Origin of the sequence: Robertmurraya siralis (assembly GCF_005502275.1) — a bacterium.
In the GTDB taxonomy this organism is placed as follows: Bacteria; Bacillota; Bacilli; order Bacillales; family Cytobacillaceae; genus Robertmurraya; species Robertmurraya siralis.
The window spans coordinates 477486-491977 of sequence record NZ_SWLZ01000001.1 but is presented as its reverse complement, the minus strand read 5'-3'; the positions used below and the strand labels follow the sequence as shown (position 1 = coordinate 491977).

General features: G+C 39.6%; 15 protein-coding genes. All 15 read right to left on the bottom strand.

The features are described from left to right. Nucleotides 1–112 precede the first annotated feature (112 nt). The 15 genes from FCJ93_RS02325 to smc all read right to left on the bottom strand — a co-directional run bounded on the left by FCJ93_RS02325 (nt 113) and on the right by smc (nt 14446). A complete protein-coding gene (locus FCJ93_RS02325) occupies nt 113–433 on the bottom strand; it encodes an EscU/YscU/HrcU family type III secretion system export apparatus switch protein (protein ID WP_095308030.1) in 321 nt (106 codons plus the stop codon). Further along, nucleotides 430–2178 (bottom strand): hypothetical protein, encoded by a 1749-nt coding sequence (locus FCJ93_RS02320; protein ID WP_137742829.1) that lies wholly within the window; start codon nt 2176–2178, stop codon nt 430–432. Before FCJ93_RS02320 ends, FCJ93_RS02325 begins: the two co-directional genes overlap by 4 nt. 13 nt (nt 2179–2191) lie before the next feature. After that, a complete protein-coding gene (locus FCJ93_RS02315; protein WP_137742828.1) occupies nt 2192–2962 on the bottom strand; it encodes a ribonuclease HII in 771 nt (256 codons plus the stop codon). Between the two features lie 169 nt (nt 2963–3131). Beyond that, entirely contained in the window at nt 3132–3986 is an 855-nt protein-coding gene (gene ylqF / locus FCJ93_RS02310; protein ID WP_137742827.1) for a ribosome biogenesis GTPase YlqF, read from the bottom strand. A gap of 57 nt (nt 3987–4043) precedes the next feature. Beyond that, the gene (lepB, locus tag FCJ93_RS02305; protein ID WP_095308022.1) at nt 4044–4595 is read right to left on the bottom strand and encodes a signal peptidase I; all 552 of its coding nucleotides are present in this window, start codon (nt 4593–4595) and stop codon (nt 4044–4046) included. Nucleotides 4596–5015: 420 nt separating this feature from the next. Beyond that, on the bottom strand, nt 5016–5360 hold the full coding sequence (gene rplS / locus FCJ93_RS02300; RefSeq protein WP_095308019.1) for a 50S ribosomal protein L19: 345 nt from the start codon (nt 5358–5360) through the stop codon (nt 5016–5018). A gap of 136 nt (nt 5361–5496) precedes the next feature. Continuing rightward, nucleotides 5497–6237, bottom strand: coding sequence for a tRNA (guanosine(37)-N1)-methyltransferase TrmD (gene trmD, locus FCJ93_RS02295; RefSeq protein WP_170211193.1), 741 nt, complete (start codon nt 6235–6237; stop codon nt 5497–5499). Beyond that, nucleotides 6237–6755 (bottom strand): ribosome maturation factor RimM, encoded by a 519-nt coding sequence (gene rimM, locus FCJ93_RS02290; protein ID WP_137742825.1) that lies wholly within the window; start codon nt 6753–6755, stop codon nt 6237–6239. Before rimM ends, trmD begins: the two co-directional genes overlap by 1 nt. Before the next feature lie 12 nt (nt 6756–6767). After that, nucleotides 6768–7154, bottom strand: coding sequence for a YlqD family protein (locus FCJ93_RS02285; protein WP_095308013.1), 387 nt, complete (start codon nt 7152–7154; stop codon nt 6768–6770). A 135-nt stretch (nt 7155–7289) separates the two neighbouring features. Next, nucleotides 7290–7520, bottom strand: a complete 231-nt coding sequence (locus tag FCJ93_RS02280) for a KH domain-containing protein (RefSeq protein WP_095308011.1) — start codon at nt 7518–7520, stop codon at nt 7290–7292. Nucleotides 7521–7525: 5 nt separating this feature from the next. After that, the gene (rpsP, locus tag FCJ93_RS02275; protein ID WP_095308009.1) at nt 7526–7798 is read right to left on the bottom strand and encodes a 30S ribosomal protein S16; all 273 of its coding nucleotides are present in this window, start codon (nt 7796–7798) and stop codon (nt 7526–7528) included. A gap of 106 nt (nt 7799–7904) precedes the next feature. Continuing rightward, nucleotides 7905–9272 (bottom strand): signal recognition particle protein, encoded by a 1368-nt coding sequence (gene ffh, locus FCJ93_RS02270; protein WP_095308008.1) that lies wholly within the window; start codon nt 9270–9272, stop codon nt 7905–7907. Nucleotides 9273–9283: 11 nt separating this feature from the next. Further along, nucleotides 9284–9616 (bottom strand): putative DNA-binding protein, encoded by a 333-nt coding sequence (locus FCJ93_RS02265; RefSeq protein WP_095308006.1) that lies wholly within the window; start codon nt 9614–9616, stop codon nt 9284–9286. 241 nt (nt 9617–9857) lie between these two features. Then, the gene (gene ftsY / locus FCJ93_RS02260; RefSeq protein WP_095308004.1) at nt 9858–10850 is read right to left on the bottom strand and encodes a signal recognition particle-docking protein FtsY; all 993 of its coding nucleotides are present in this window, start codon (nt 10848–10850) and stop codon (nt 9858–9860) included. A 29-nt stretch (nt 10851–10879) separates the two neighbouring features. After that, on the bottom strand, nt 10880–14446 hold the full coding sequence (gene smc / locus FCJ93_RS02255; protein WP_137742824.1) for a chromosome segregation protein SMC: 3567 nt from the start codon (nt 14444–14446) through the stop codon (nt 10880–10882). Between the last annotated feature and the right edge of the window lie 46 nt (nt 14447–14492).

Genomic DNA, 14492 nt, shown 5'->3' with positions numbered 1-14492 from the left:
AATTAGACTGCGCTTTCATTTTATAAGACTAAAAATAAGTTGTCTACCATTATGCCAAAAATAATAATTTTCTTTCTAATCAATAAAATCTGAAATCACAATCACTCCATGATTATTTTTGTTTTTTGGCTATAGAAGAACTCTCCTTTTTCCCTGCCCCTGCCTCTCGGTTTGTTTTATAAATAAATGCAAACACCTCTGCCACTGCTTGATAGAGCTCTTCCGGAATTGTCTCATTTATATTAAGTTTGCTCAATAGTTCCACTAGAGCAGCATCTTCCTGAATAGGAACTTCATGCTTTGCTGCTTGTTCTAATATATTCTCAGCAATGAGCCCTTTCCCTTTTGCAATTACCCTCGGCGCATCCTTTGCTCCACTGTCGTAGCCTAAGGCTATCGCTTCTTTTCTCCGCTCCAGTTCCTCATTTTTCATATTCTAATATCAACTCCACTATAAGAACTAGATTGGTATTGCTGCTCTTTCTTCTTTATCCTTGGGACGTCTTCTACAGTTTGGCGAAAGGAAATACTTGTTAAAGTAAATCCTAAGTGATGGAGGTTTTCCTTCAAGCTGTCGATAAATGGTTCAGCGCTAACCTTTATTTTTTCAGTATCATTGATAATAGTCATATTCATGATCCGATTTTGAATTTGCATATCGACGATTAACTCATTGAGATGGTCTAACTCTAAATAAAAAAGCACTCGGCAAAATGCCGGATCAATTTCACCATTTTCTTTTTTTCGCCCACTCCATTGCACCGTCAAATCCGTTTTCTTTTCCCAAAAGGAAAGAGGAACTTGCATTACATAATGGTTAAGAGGAGACACTTCCTGCGATGAAAGCTGAACACCTGTGATTTTGTACAAAAGCTGTTCTGCTTCTCCCTTAGCTGTTCCAGACTGCTCCCCATTCACGAAACGGAGAAGAAGAGCTTTGAGGACGTCAAGCTTTTGCACATCGCCCGTTTTATCAAACATAGAGAGCGCGTATTTCGACTCATAATCAAAGCCTATCTTTCCTATTAGTGAACGAAGCATGTCCGCAACATTTTTACCTGAATCAAGCTTGATCAGTTCTTCATGCGCATCATTGGCGATTTTTTGTACCATCATCATTTCCTCTTTGGCAAATTGAAATGGAACTTTTTCTGGTATATTAGTAGGATTATCCAATAATTGCTGAAAAAATGGCATCGTTTGCGGAAACTTGCCATCGGAAGAAAATAAAGATACGATTTGTTTCAGAGTAAGCATGCCGTTATCCATTTCTCTAGCAAGAGCGGACTTAACAAGTATAGCTGTCAGTCCCGTTTGATTTTGGCGAAGCGCATCCTCTATTCGGCTTCTTTCGTTATTCCCTATAGAAGTTACACCAGCTTTATCGATTAGTTTGTTGGCAGCAAGTATAAGCAGTTCTCTTTCTTCTCTGTTATCAACTATAGAAAGTTTTTGCAATAGAGAGAAGGCAGTTCTAGAAGAAGTTATTCCTGAACTATTAAACCACTCTTTAAATAAATGGGCGGTTGCTCTTTCCGCCACTTTCTCCCTCCCCGTCTGTACCATTTCCTCAAGCAAACGGAGCAGTTGCTGCCCATCTTTTGTTATTTGTGCAGAAGAACTTAAATTGGCCCGTAACACGTCCATCAATTGATGCATTGGTTCATTTTTTACTGTTGCAAGCACACTGTTAAAAACCTCTTTTGTAAGCGGCAGCTGCCGCGACATCATTTCCTTTAATACCTCAAGTCTAGCTGGCTCTCTTTCATGCTCTTGCAGCAACCGCACCGCTGCTTGAGCTAGCTCTTTTGTAATAGGTAGCTTCTCTTTCAACAACAACTGGATGAGCTCTTTATGTTCATTCGTCTCAGATAGGCCCAACTGCTTTAACAGGCTAATTATCGGATGTTGATCGTGTCCGCCTGAATCATCAATTGGCAATACCTTTAAATGGATACGGCCATCATTCGAATGGATTTGAAACCAGTATTTTCCGCCAGATGATAAAGGAACTTCGAGTTTTGCAATCATTTTTTGGCTACCGACTTGCACTTCAGCTGTCTGATTAGGAAACAGCTTGCCAATTCGTCCATAAATAATTTGTCCTGGTTGAAAAGTATTTGTTTGCACACGTACATTCTGCTGTTTTTGCAAGGACTGAATAAAATTTGAAATCATCTTCTTAATCCTCTCATTTCATCATACTTTTAATCGGTTCAAAGCTCTTTCGATGATATGGGGTCATTCCATGTTTTTCTAGAGCTACGAGATGTTCTTTCGTTCCGTAGCCCATATTTCGTTCAAATTGGTAGAAAGGGTATTCGCTATGCAATTGCTTCATTATCGCATCTCTCATCACCTTTGCTATTATGGAGGCGGCAGCGATGGAAATACTGTTCGCATCACCTTTTATAATCGCTTGTGACGGATATGGCGTATCCAGTTTCATCGCATCTATTAACAAATACTCTGGTGCAAAAGGCATTGCCGCGATCGCAGATAACATCGCCTTTTTAGTTGCTTCATAAATATTTACTTGATCGATTTCTTCTGGCTGAATAATTCCGACTCCAACAGCAAGTGCATGTTCTTGTATATACGCATAGAACTCTTCACGTTTTGCTTCAGTCAACTTTTTTGAATCATCAAGACCTAATAGTTGAAAATCCTCCGGTAGGATTACAGATGAGGCAACGACGGGACCTGCAAGCGGGCCCCGCCCCACTTCATCAATTCCTGCGATTAACTTATATCCTTGCTTATAAAGGTTTCGTTCAATGCGAGACATGTGAGAGAATTTTTCCAGCGCCTGCTTTTTTTGTTGTAATTGCCGTCCGTACTTTTCGAGTAAACGTTGCACTCCTTTTCGAGCATCGGGCTTTATTTCTTCGAGAAAGGGATCATTCTCATCATTTATTTTTGCTAGTTTTTCTTCAATCTCTTTAATTGTATAAATCGTCAAGGTTAAATACCCCTTTTCTTAACACGTTCTTATCATATGTATCGGTTTGGTCAGAAAAAAATAAAGACCTTCAATTTGCTAAAGAAGGTCTTTACTTTTTACAGTTTTTAGTTTCACTATGGTCCTACTTTCACATAGAATAGTGGACTCGGCTGCTTTTAATAGTCATTTATTCCCCATATTGCGGTTTTTCGAATGAGAGTGGTCCCAACTGTTCTGAACGAATATCGCGAATGACAAGCTCTGCCACTTTGTCATAATCGACTTCGCCACCGCTCATAAGCGCTCCCCTTCTTTTACCGATTTCATTAAAAAGCGTTACAATTTCTTCTGGAATATGTTGTAGCTGATAACGCTCTTTTAAACGCTGTGGATATTCTTTCTCCAAGAAGCGCAAACCATAGATGCTAACATCTTGGAGATTTAAAATCGTATCTTTTATTGCTCCAGTAAGTGCAAGCTTTGATCCTACTTCCTGATCCTCAAATTTCGGCCACAAAATCCCAGGAGTATCTAATAATTCGAGTTCTTTTCCCACTTTAATCCATTGCTGCGCTTTGGTCACACCAGGAGTATTACCCGTTTTGGCAATATTCTTCTTTGCCAAGCGATTGATCAATGTTGATTTTCCAACATTTGGAATACCAACAATCATTGCTCTTATTGCCCTCGGTTTAACGCCTTTTGCCTGCATTCGAGCAAATTTTTCTGTCAGGATCCATTTAGAAGCGGAAACAATCTCCTTCATTCCTGTACCAGCCTGAGAATTAATTGCCAAAGCCTTTATTCCCTGTGCATCAAAAAAATGAATCCATTCCTTCGTTACTTCTTTATCAGCCATATCAGCTTTATTTAATAGAACCAGCCTTGGTTTATGTTGAATGATTTCATCTATCATCGGATTTCGAGAGGAATGGGGTATCCTCGCGTCAACTAGTTCAAAAATAATATCAACCAGCTTTAGCTTCTCTGTCACCTGCCGGCGCGCTTTCGCCATATGTCCTGGAAACCACTGTATCGTCATCGCAGCACCTCCTCCCTGAACGGCATATTTATTTGTTCCATACGATTTTTAGTTTTCCTATTTTACAATTCGAATATCATCTAATGGCCAATATATCATACTTGTATTACCTAAAACTTTTTCCATCGGAATTGTCCCGATATGACGACTATCTTTGCTATAGCGACGATTATCTCCCATCACAAATAAATGTCCCTCAGGAACAACCTCTTGGCCTGTAACTTCTTCAAGTGTAAATGGCTCTGTCAGAGGCCCATCAATGACTTGATTTTTAAAATCATCGAGATACGGTTCTTCATATGCTTCTCCGTTGACATATAGCGTGTCATTTCGATATTCAATCCTATCTCCCGGGAGACCGATTACTCTCTTTATGTAGTCCTTTTCCTCTGGTGCATGAAAAACAATGATGTCAAACCTTTCTGGTTTGCCAATCTTATAGCTGAATTTATTCACAATCATTCGATCCTGATCATGTAATGTCGGCATCATCGATAAACCATCTACTACGATAGGGGCGAATAAAAAATAGCGTATAAAAGCTGCTAGCACGACAGCAATAAGAAGTGCTTTTATCCATTCCCATAGTTCATTTTTTTTCTTAGCCACTTTCTCAATCCCCACCATTCTTAAAATACACTAAAATTACAAATCCCATATTATTAGAGTAAACTATGATAGCCAATGAAATCAAACAAAATAAGCCAGAGCGCCAACAGAAACGATTGCTTACGCTGCCTTTGCTATCGCTCAATTTCGCAAAGTTTTTTATCAGTAAAACGAGCTCTACTTTAATCAAGCCTTCAGAGCTTAGGATTTGTTATTTCTAAACATGCTATTATGTAATAGTAGAAAAAGCAGAAAAGATTGTCAAAAACATGCCTCCTAACAACAAAGGAGCCTGCAAGTAAAAATCCTTAATAGATCTTTACATAAACAAGCTCCTTCCATTGTTAGGCAGCCGAATCAATTTCAATTCTTCTGCTTTTTTTGTTTAGCTTCAAGCTAAAGTACTCTACACTTTTGGTATTATCGGATTTCTTTAATACGAGCTTTTTTACCACGTAGGTTACGTAGGTAGTAAAGTTTAGCACGGCGAACTTTACCGCGACGGATAACTTCAAGCTTCGCAATTTTTGGTGTGTGTACTGGGAATGTACGCTCAACGCCTACACCGTAAGAGATTTTACGAACTGTGAAAGTTTCGCTAATTCCACCACCACGACGCTTAATCACAACACCTTCAAATAACTGAATACGCTCACGAGTTCCCTCGACAACTTTAACGTGTACACGTACAGTGTCACCAGGACGGAAAGTAGGAAGATCAGTGCGAAGTTGTTCTTTTGTGATTTCTTCGATTAATTTTTGCATCGTTTTCAACTCCTTCCAACAGATGCTCATGCATCACTGTAGCTCATTAATTGCAGCGGAACATCGTTATAAGACAAAGACTTGCACATCTAAGTCACAAGAAGTATCATACCATAACGTTTAAGCAACTTCAAGCTTATTTTTTAAGGCTTTCTATTTCATGAAGCCATTTTTTTTGTTCATCTGTTAGTTCAACTTTTTCCAGAAGATCAGGCCTCCGTTCGTACGTTCTTCTTAACGATTCTTTTGCTCTCCATTCATCGATTAGGCGATGATTCCCGGAGATAAGTACGTCAGGGACCTTCATTCCACGAAAGTCGGCAGGCCTTGTATAGTGTGGATGCTCTAGCAAGCCGGTGCTAAAAGAATCTCTCATATGTGATTCTTCATTTCCAAGAACTTTCGGGAGCAGCCGGACAACGCTATCAATAATCACCATAGCCCCCAGCTCGCCACCAGTTAATACGTAATCACCGATCGATATTTCGTCAGTAATGACATGTTCTCGTATTCTTTCATCATAGCCTTCATAATGCCCACAAATAAAAATTAGATGCTTTTCTTGCGCCAATTCTTCTGCCATTTTTTGATTATAGGTTTTACCTTGTGGACAAAGAAGGATAACCCTTGGCTTATCACTCTCAGCCTGCTCTTTTAAATGGGTTACAGCGTCAAAAATAGGCTGTGGTTTCAACACCATGCCAGCACCGCCACCATACGGATAATCGTCAACCGTTTGATGTTTGTTATCGGCAAATGTACGAAAATTGACAACCTGATAGGAAACGGCCTTCTGTTCAGCAGCTTTTTTTAATATCGAGCTACCAAATACTCCTGGGAACATTTCTGGAAACAAGGAAAGGACATCAATTTTCATCATGATAGTAAACCTTCCATCGGTTCGATTAGAATTATTTGTTCTTTTACGTCTACCTTTTTTACAACCTGTTCAATATATGGAATCAATATATCTTTACCACTTTTCCCTTTGACGACCCAAACATCATTTGCCCCAGGAGTTAAGATTTCTCTCACCTTTCCAACCTCTTCTCCTCTTGTCGTAAATACGAGGCAGCCGATAATTTCATGAAAATAAAATTCATCCTCTTCCAATTCTGTTAGTTGATTTTCATGGATTTTTAAAATGCCGCCTTTCATCGGTTCCACTTCGTTCACATTTTCATAACCCTTAAAAGTTAATAAATCAAAATTTTTATGAACTCGATGTGTACCCACAATTAATTTCACTGGCTCCTTTGAATCCGGCATAAATAAATATAATTGATTGCCAGGAGCATATCGCTCTTCAGCGAAATCTGTTTTTGAAATAACACGAACTTCACCTTTAATTCCATGAGTATTTACAATTTTACCGACATTAAACCATTTTTCCAACAGTTATCACCTCTAACGAATTTCCGCAACGACGCCGTCTTTAATGACAATCGTTTTGCTCGTAGCAATGTCCTCCCAAGTGTCTCCAATTTTAACCTCTATGATCCCTTGAATTTCCTTTTCTTGCAATTCACTACCTAAAGGTAGCATATGTAATTGTTCTATTTGAAAATCGAGAAGCTTCATTTTTTCTTGGCGAGTATGCAGTTCCTTCTCAAATTGTTTTGTTAAATTTCCTAATGGATATTTTTTCGTCTTCTCTAGTTTTTTTAACTCAAATCGAAGCTGTTCACACTCTTTTTTTAACTGAAGCAAACTTTCTTCGTACTTCTGATGAAGCTCCGCTCTGCTTTTCTCTGTAAGCACTTGCTTGACGACAATTTTTTGAAGAATATTCATACTCTCTGCCTCCCTCATTTAATTATGAAAGGTTACTGCTAATAAAGTTTATATATAATTTTTCAAACATGCTCTTACAAAAAAAAGGAGGGGATTCTCCCTCCTTTTTGCTGTTATTCTTGTAGACTTAGAGCTTTACTCAACAATTTCTAAAAAGACTTTCTTCTGTCCAGTCGTTCCTGCGGCATAGACAACAGTTCGAATAGCTTTAGCAACTCGCCCTTGTTTTCCGATTACCTTCCCCATATCGCTTTTATTCACGTTTAGTTTATACGTAATCCGGTCAGACTCTTCCGCGACATCCACTAGAACATCCTCTGGAAAGTCCACAAGAGGCTTGACAATTGTTTCAATTAGCTCTTTCATACGTCTTACTTGCTGTACTTAGCGTTATGGAATTTTTCCATAATGCCTTGCTTAGAGAATAAGTTACGAACTGTGTCAGATGGCTTAGCACCGTCTTGTAACCATTTAAGAGCTAACTCTTCATTGATTTCTACAATAGCCGGCTCAGCTACTGGGTTATAAGTTCCAACTGTTTCAATGAAACGTCCATCACGAGGAGAACGTGAATCAGCTACTACGATACGATAAAAAGGAGATTTTTTTGCTCCCATACGTTTTAAACGAATTTTTACTGCCATAATTAATAGCACCTCCGAATAGTTTCACACAAGATAAAATAATAACAGATTGTTAAATAGTTTGTAAAGTGTTTTTTCTTGTCAGTTCATAAAATAATGTAAGATTTTATTGGAAAGGATTGAATGGCAGATTAAATCCACCTTTTTTCTTTCCTTTTTTCTTCCCTTTTTGCTGCATTCCTGTCATTTGTTTCATCATCTTTTTCATATCCTCGAACTGCTTTAATAAACGGTTCACCTCAGGGACTGATGTTCCGCTTCCTTTTGCAATTCTTTTTCTGCGACCTGCCGTAATGATTTCCGGATGAATTTTTTCCTCTTTCGTCATCGACTGGATGATGGCTTCGACATGGGTAATTTGCTTCTCGTCAATTTGCATATTGTTAAGACCTTTAATTTTGTTAGCGCCAGGCATCATCTTCAGAAGCTCGTCAAGAGGCCCCATATTGCGAACCTGACCAAGCTGCTCTAAAAAGTCATCTAAAGTAAAGGAAGCGGTTCGCATCTTTTTCTCCATTTCCCTTGCTTTTTCTTCATCGACATTTTCCTGCGCTTTTTCAATTAAAGTTAAAACATCTCCCATGCCAAGAATACGGGAGGCCATTCTTTCCGGATGAAAGGATTCTAACGCATCCAGTTTCTCCCCGAGACCAATAAATTTAATCGGGGTGTTCGTAACCGAACGAATGGAAAGGGCTGCACCACCACGTGTGTCCCCGTCAAGCTTTGTTAAAACTACTCCAGTTAACCCAAGCTGTTCGTTAAAGCTTGCAGCAACATTCACAGCATCCTGACCAGTCATGGCATCAACAACAAGGAAAATTTCATTCGGGTTTGCGAGCTCTTTAATTTCCTTTAACTCGCCCATCAAAGCCTCGTCGACATGAAGGCGACCAGCTGTATCAATTAAAACATAGTCATGATGGTCTTCCTTCGCTTTCGCAATCGCTTGTTTCGCAATTTCAACAGGACTCACCTGATCACCAAGTGAAAACACTGGCATATCAAGTTGTTTGCCAAGGGTTTCAAGCTGTTTAATTGCTGCAGGTCGATAAATATCCGCTGCTACAAGCAAAGGGGTTCGATTATATTTCTTGCGAAGTAAATTCGCGAGCTTTCCTGTCGTTGTCGTTTTTCCGGCACCCTGTAATCCCACCATCATGATGACAGTCGGCGGACGATTCGATACAGCAATCTTGCTTTCCTCGCCCCCCATAAGATTGGTGAGCTCCTCTTTCACCACTTTAATAACCTGTTGGCCAGGAGTTAAGCTTTTTAACACTTCTTGCCCGACAGCACGCTCGCTCACCTTTTTAACGAATTCCTTAACAACTTTGAAGTTAACATCCGCTTCTAATAAAGCAAGGCGAACCTCACGCATCATCTCTTTGACATCCGCTTCAGAGACTTTCCCTTTACCACGGATCTTTTGCATGGTACTTTGCAGTCGGTCGGCTAATCCTTCAAATGCCATCTTGCCGCCTCCTAATCCAATTTCTCAAGCTCGGCTACTGCTTCAAGCAACGCCTGCTTCGACGGAGCATCTTCATTTAATACTACTTTTATTTCATTCAGTAGCTTGCTCCGTCTTTGGAATTTATCGAATAAAAGTAGCTTTTCTTCATACTCCTCGAGCATCGCTTCTGTGCGCTTTATATTATCGTACACAGCCTGTCTACTCACACCGTATTCATCAGCAATTTCCCCTAAAGAGAAATCATCAAGATAGTAAAGAGACATATAGCTTTGCTGTTTTGGTGTTAACAAGGATTGGTAAAAATCATATAAATAATTGATTCGCGTCGTCTTTTCGAGCACACCGCATCCCTCCTTGTTAAGTGAAAAGCCTTTACATTGACAGTTTACACGCATCGATATGGGATGTCAACGTAGGTTTCCGGAATTATGATGAGTTTTTTAGGAATCATGCATTTTTTTTTCGAAATTGCGGCATGTTTTTCCGGAATTATTACCAGTTTTTCCGGAATTAAACGATTTTTTGCGAAAATCTAAAACCAAAACAAAATGCCCGGCACAGCAAATACCGAGCATCCGACTATTATTCTATCTCTTCTTTTTCCACTAAATCTGCAAATAAACCATAAACGTATTGCTCCGCATCAAATTCCTGCAGATCATCCATTTTTTCACCGAGACCCACGAATTTTACTGGAATGCCAAGCTCATTACGAATCGCTAGGACAATTCCTCCTTTCGCAGTACCATCTAATTTTGTCAATACAATTCCGCTTACATTTGTCGCTTCCTTGAAGGTCTTTGCTTGGATTAATGCATTTTGACCAGTCGTTGCATCAAGGACTAAAAGAACTTCATGCGGTGCATTTGGTACCTCTCTTTCAATGACACGCTTTACTTTTTCCAATTCCTTCATTAGATTAACCTTATTTTGCAGGCGTCCTGCTGTGTCGCAAATTAATATATCAGCATTTCTTGATTTCGCCGCTTGAACAGCATCAAACATAACCGCCGCTGGATCAGAACCTGCTCCCTGTTTTATGACATCGACTCCAACTCTTTCTCCCCATACCTCAAGCTGTTCGATTGCCCCTGCTCGGAAAGTGTCACCTGCTGCAAGAACAACCTTTTTGCCTTCAACTTTGAATTTGTGAGCAAGCTTTCCAATCGTCGTTGTTTTTCCAACGCCATTAACACCAACAAATAAAAGAACCGTCAATCCTTCAGCTTGAATGTTTAATCGCGAAGTCTCATCTTCCCCACCTTGATAAATTTCAACAAGCTTTTCAGAAATAACACCTTGCACTTCAGCAGGGTCTTGAATATTTTGCCGCTTTACTTCCATTTTCAATTCTTCAATTAACTCCATCACCGTTTCAAAGCCAACATCTGCTTGAATTAAAATCTCTTCAAGTTCTTCAAAAAAGTCTTCATCCACTTTGCGATAACGGGCGACGAGATCATTGACACGGCCTGAAAAACTGTCTCTCGTCTTCGTTAAGCCATCCTTAAATTTTTCTGTTACCGCATCGGTTTGCTTCGTAATCTTTTCCTTTAATTTCTTAAAAAAACTCATTTTTAATCATCCTTTACCATTTGCAATCTTCACGATTTTACTAGTTCATTCATTTCTTCTAGCCTTACAGACACTAATTTTGAAACACCCGACTCCTGCATGGTCACACCATACAGAACATCTGCACCTTCCATCGTACCTTTTCGATGGGTGATGACAATAAACTGCGTTTCATGACTATATCGTTTTAAGTATTGACTAAATCGATGAACGTTCGCCTCATCAAGAGCTGCTTCCACCTCATCCAATATACAAAACGGAACAGGTCTTACCTTTAATATCGAGAAAAGAAGGGCAATTGCTGTTAACGCTCTTTCTCCACCGGAAAGCAGGCCAAGGTTTTGCAGCTTCTTGCCTGGTGGCTGCGCCACAATTTCAACACCGGTATTTAATAAATCATCCGGATCAGTAAGGCGAAGATCAGCTCGTCCACCGCCAAAGAGCGCTTGGAAAACGTACTCGAAATGTGAACGAATTCCATAAAACGTCTGTTCAAAGCGTTTTTTCATTTCTTCATCCATTTCGCCAATCACTTGGAACAAGGTGTCCTTTGCCTCTTGAAGGTCGTTTTTCTGTTCCAATAAAAATTCATAGCGCTCTGAAACACGCTCGTATTCTTCAATTGCACCGAGATTGACAGTTCCTAATTCTTCGATTGCTAGCTTAATAAGCTTTACTTTCTTTCTCGCTTCATCGACAGGTATCGTTAATAAATATTCTTCCTTTGCCCCTTCATAGGAAAGCAAGTATTCCTCACGCAGGCGCGCTAAGCGATTTTCAAGTTCCACATCAAGACGTGTTAACTTCACTTCTTCATCCTTTAATACCCCAATTAACCCTTTATGCTGACGCTTTAATTCTTTCACTTCAAGCTCCGCATCCTCCACTTGATTATGAAGTTGAAGACGCTCCTCGCGCCGGGCAGAGATTAACTTCATCGTCTCATTTTTATCCTGAGCCTTACGATTTGCTGCTTCTTCCAAATGTTCCTCTCCAGATGTACTATCAGTCATTTCTGTTGAAAGCAACTGTAGATCCTCGGAGATCGTTGCAAAGGCTTCCTTATTTTCTTCAAGCTCAAACGTCGTTTTCGTAAGTTTTTCACGTGCATTGCGTGATTGTTCATTTTTCGCTGCAAGCTTGACCTTCAATTCGCTAATTTCCTCGACCAGTGCTTCTTTAGATGAAATTTGTGAATTTTTTTGCTCTGTCAATAAAGTGATTTCTTTATCCAATTTAGCTTTTTCTTTCTCAGAAACAGCTAAAAGATTTGTTAATTCCACTTTTCGAGCCGAAAGTTTTTCTTTTTCTTCCCCATACTGAGAAATATTCATATCGTACAAGGCAAGTTTTTCATTCATATTCTTTTCTTCTAACTCAACCTCACGTAGCTCTCCTTTTATGGATTGCTCCAGCAAACGGAGTTCTTCCCCATTTCTTCGGAGCTCTTCAAGGTGAGCTTCTTGCGCTTGAATATTGGATTTAACTTGCTTAACTTGCTCTTCTTTAACAGCAGTTTGCTGCTCCATTTCCCCAAGCTTTGCAATTAATCCCTCTAGCTCACCCTTTCTACTTAAAAGAGAAGACGACTTTTGCTTTAGGGCACCACCAGTCATCGCTCCACCAGCGTTAACAACGTCACCATCCAAAGTAACGAAACGACAGCGATACTGAAGAATTCTTGCCATTTCATTAGCACCTTTAAGGTCTTTTGTAATTACGACATTGCCAAGGAGACTTGAAATCACTTGACCATATTTCTCATCATGGCGAATAAGCTCGGCAGCTATACCGACATAGGCTGGGTGTCCACTTATCGATTGCTGCTGTTGAGTGGACAATGATTTTCCTTTAATTACATTTAACGGTAAAAATGTCGCCCTTCCAAACGAATTCTTCTTTAAATATTGGATGGCATGACGGCCGCTCTCTTCGCCAGCTACAACCACATGTTGCATCGCACCGCCAAGCGCCGTTTCAATTGCGACCTCATATTCTTTTGGAACTTGAATAAGCTCGGCAATGGCTCCTTCAATACCAGAGAGCTTGCTGTCTCTTGCTTTTAAAATCTCTTTAACACCCTGGAAAAACCCGGAATAATCTTCTTCCATCTCTTCCAACATATCTTTTCTTGATTTCGCCTTTTGCAAATATTGATAAGCTTGATAGAGAGTTTTTTCTTGCTTGTCATATTGATTGCGCAAATTTTCAAGCTTATTTTGCTCATTTCTGAAAATATGCACCTGCTGCTCCAGCTCTTTTTGCACTTCCGTTAATTTCGCAAGAATACCTGCTCGTTTATTTTCAATAAGGCGGCGTTCTTCTAGATATTTCTCGTTGTCCTCTTCCAAACGCTTGCTGCGATGATCTTGTTGTCCAAGCTGCGCCTCAACATTTTGCAATTCATTTTTATATGTGGCCTGCTGATTCAAAATTTCAATATAATCACTCTTCAAAGATTCAATTGTCTCTTCAATATTTTCACTGAAAAGCTTTAATTGCTTCTGCTTCTCGACTAAGGTTTCCTCAATCTCAGCTGCTTCATTTTCAAGGGTCGCCGCCACCGCTTCTTGCTCTGCTTTTTCCCTTTCCAGTTCATCTATCTTCAATGATAATGTTTGAATATTCTTTTCAAGTTGCTCTTTATTTTGCTTTGCGTTCTTTTTTCTTTCCTTTAAAACTTCCTTCCGTCCTTCAAGTTTTTCTAATTCTTCACTGGCATGAAGGAGAACGGTTTGAAGATCATTGATCGATTCATCTAATGCAGCAATTTGCTCTCTCATTTCCACTACTTTTGCTTCTTTTGTTTGTAAAGTAGAAGACAACTGCATTTCGACTTGTTTATGATTTTCTAATTGGGCCGATAATTGCTCCCACTTTCCATGCAAATCTTCAATCTCATAAACGGTAAGAGCTACCTCAATTTTTTCAAGCTCCTCCTTTTGCTGAAGATAATCTTTTGCAATAGAAGCTTGAATTTTTAATGGCTCCACTTGCCCTTCAAGTTCATGAATAATATCATTAACACGATTTAAATTTTCCTGTGTTTCTGAAAGCTTCCCTTCCGCTTTCTTCTTTCTCGTTTTATATTTTAAAACTCCGGCCGCTTCTTCAAAAATCGTTCTTCTTTCTTCAGCTTTACTATTGAGAATTTCTTCAACTCTTCCTTGACTGATGATTGAAAACGCTTCTCGACCGAGGCCGGAATCCATAAATAAATCAACAATATCTTTAAGGCGACAGCTTTGTTTATTAATAAAGAACTCACTATCTCCAGAGCGATAAACTCTTCTTGTTACACTTACCTCTTGATAATCAATCGGCAGAAATTGATCCTCATTTTCTAAAGTTAAAGTAACTTCAGCAAAGTTCAGTGGTTTTCTCGAATCGCTACCTGCAAAAATGATATCTTCCATTTTTGCTCCACGAAGGGATTTAGCTGATTGTTCTCCAAGCACCCAACGGATTGCGTCCGTAATATTGCTTTTACCACTTCCGTTAGGTCCAACAACTGCTGTCACACCAGGGACAAAGTCGACCCCAATGCGTTCAGCAAAAGATTTAAACCCTACTACATCCAAACGTTTAAGATGCACGTTTGTATCCCCCTTCGATCCTTATCATCTATCGGTTACACTTGCA

Coding starts and splice junctions, on each gene's coding strand:
- FCJ93_RS02325 (WP_095308030.1), bottom strand. CDS start 433: ATGAAAAATGAGGAACTGGAGCGGAGAAAAGAAGCGATAGCCTTAGGC.
- FCJ93_RS02320 (WP_137742829.1), bottom strand. CDS start 2,178: ATGATTTCAAATTTTATTCAGTCCTTGCAAAAACAGCAGAATGTACGT.
- ylqF (WP_137742827.1), bottom strand. CDS start 3,986: ATGACGATACAGTGGTTTCCAGGACATATGGCGAAAGCGCGCCGGCAG.
- rplS (WP_095308019.1), bottom strand. CDS start 5,360: ATGCAAAAATTAATCGAAGAAATCACAAAAGAACAACTTCGCACTGAT.
- trmD (WP_170211193.1), bottom strand. CDS start 6,237: ATGAAAATTGATGTCCTTTCCTTGTTTCCAGAAATGTTCCCAGGAGTA.
- FCJ93_RS02285 (WP_095308013.1), bottom strand. CDS start 7,154: ATGAATATTCTTCAAAAAATTGTCGTCAAGCAAGTGCTTACAGAGAAA.
- FCJ93_RS02280 (WP_095308011.1), bottom strand. CDS start 7,520: ATGAAAGAGCTAATTGAAACAATTGTCAAGCCTCTTGTGGACTTTCCA.
- rpsP (WP_095308009.1), bottom strand. CDS start 7,798: ATGGCAGTAAAAATTCGTTTAAAACGTATGGGAGCAAAAAAATCTCCT.
- ffh (WP_095308008.1), bottom strand. CDS start 9,272: ATGGCATTTGAAGGATTAGCCGACCGACTGCAAAGTACCATGCAAAAG.
- ftsY (WP_095308004.1), bottom strand. CDS start 10,850: ATGAGTTTTTTTAAGAAATTAAAGGAAAAGATTACGAAGCAAACCGAT.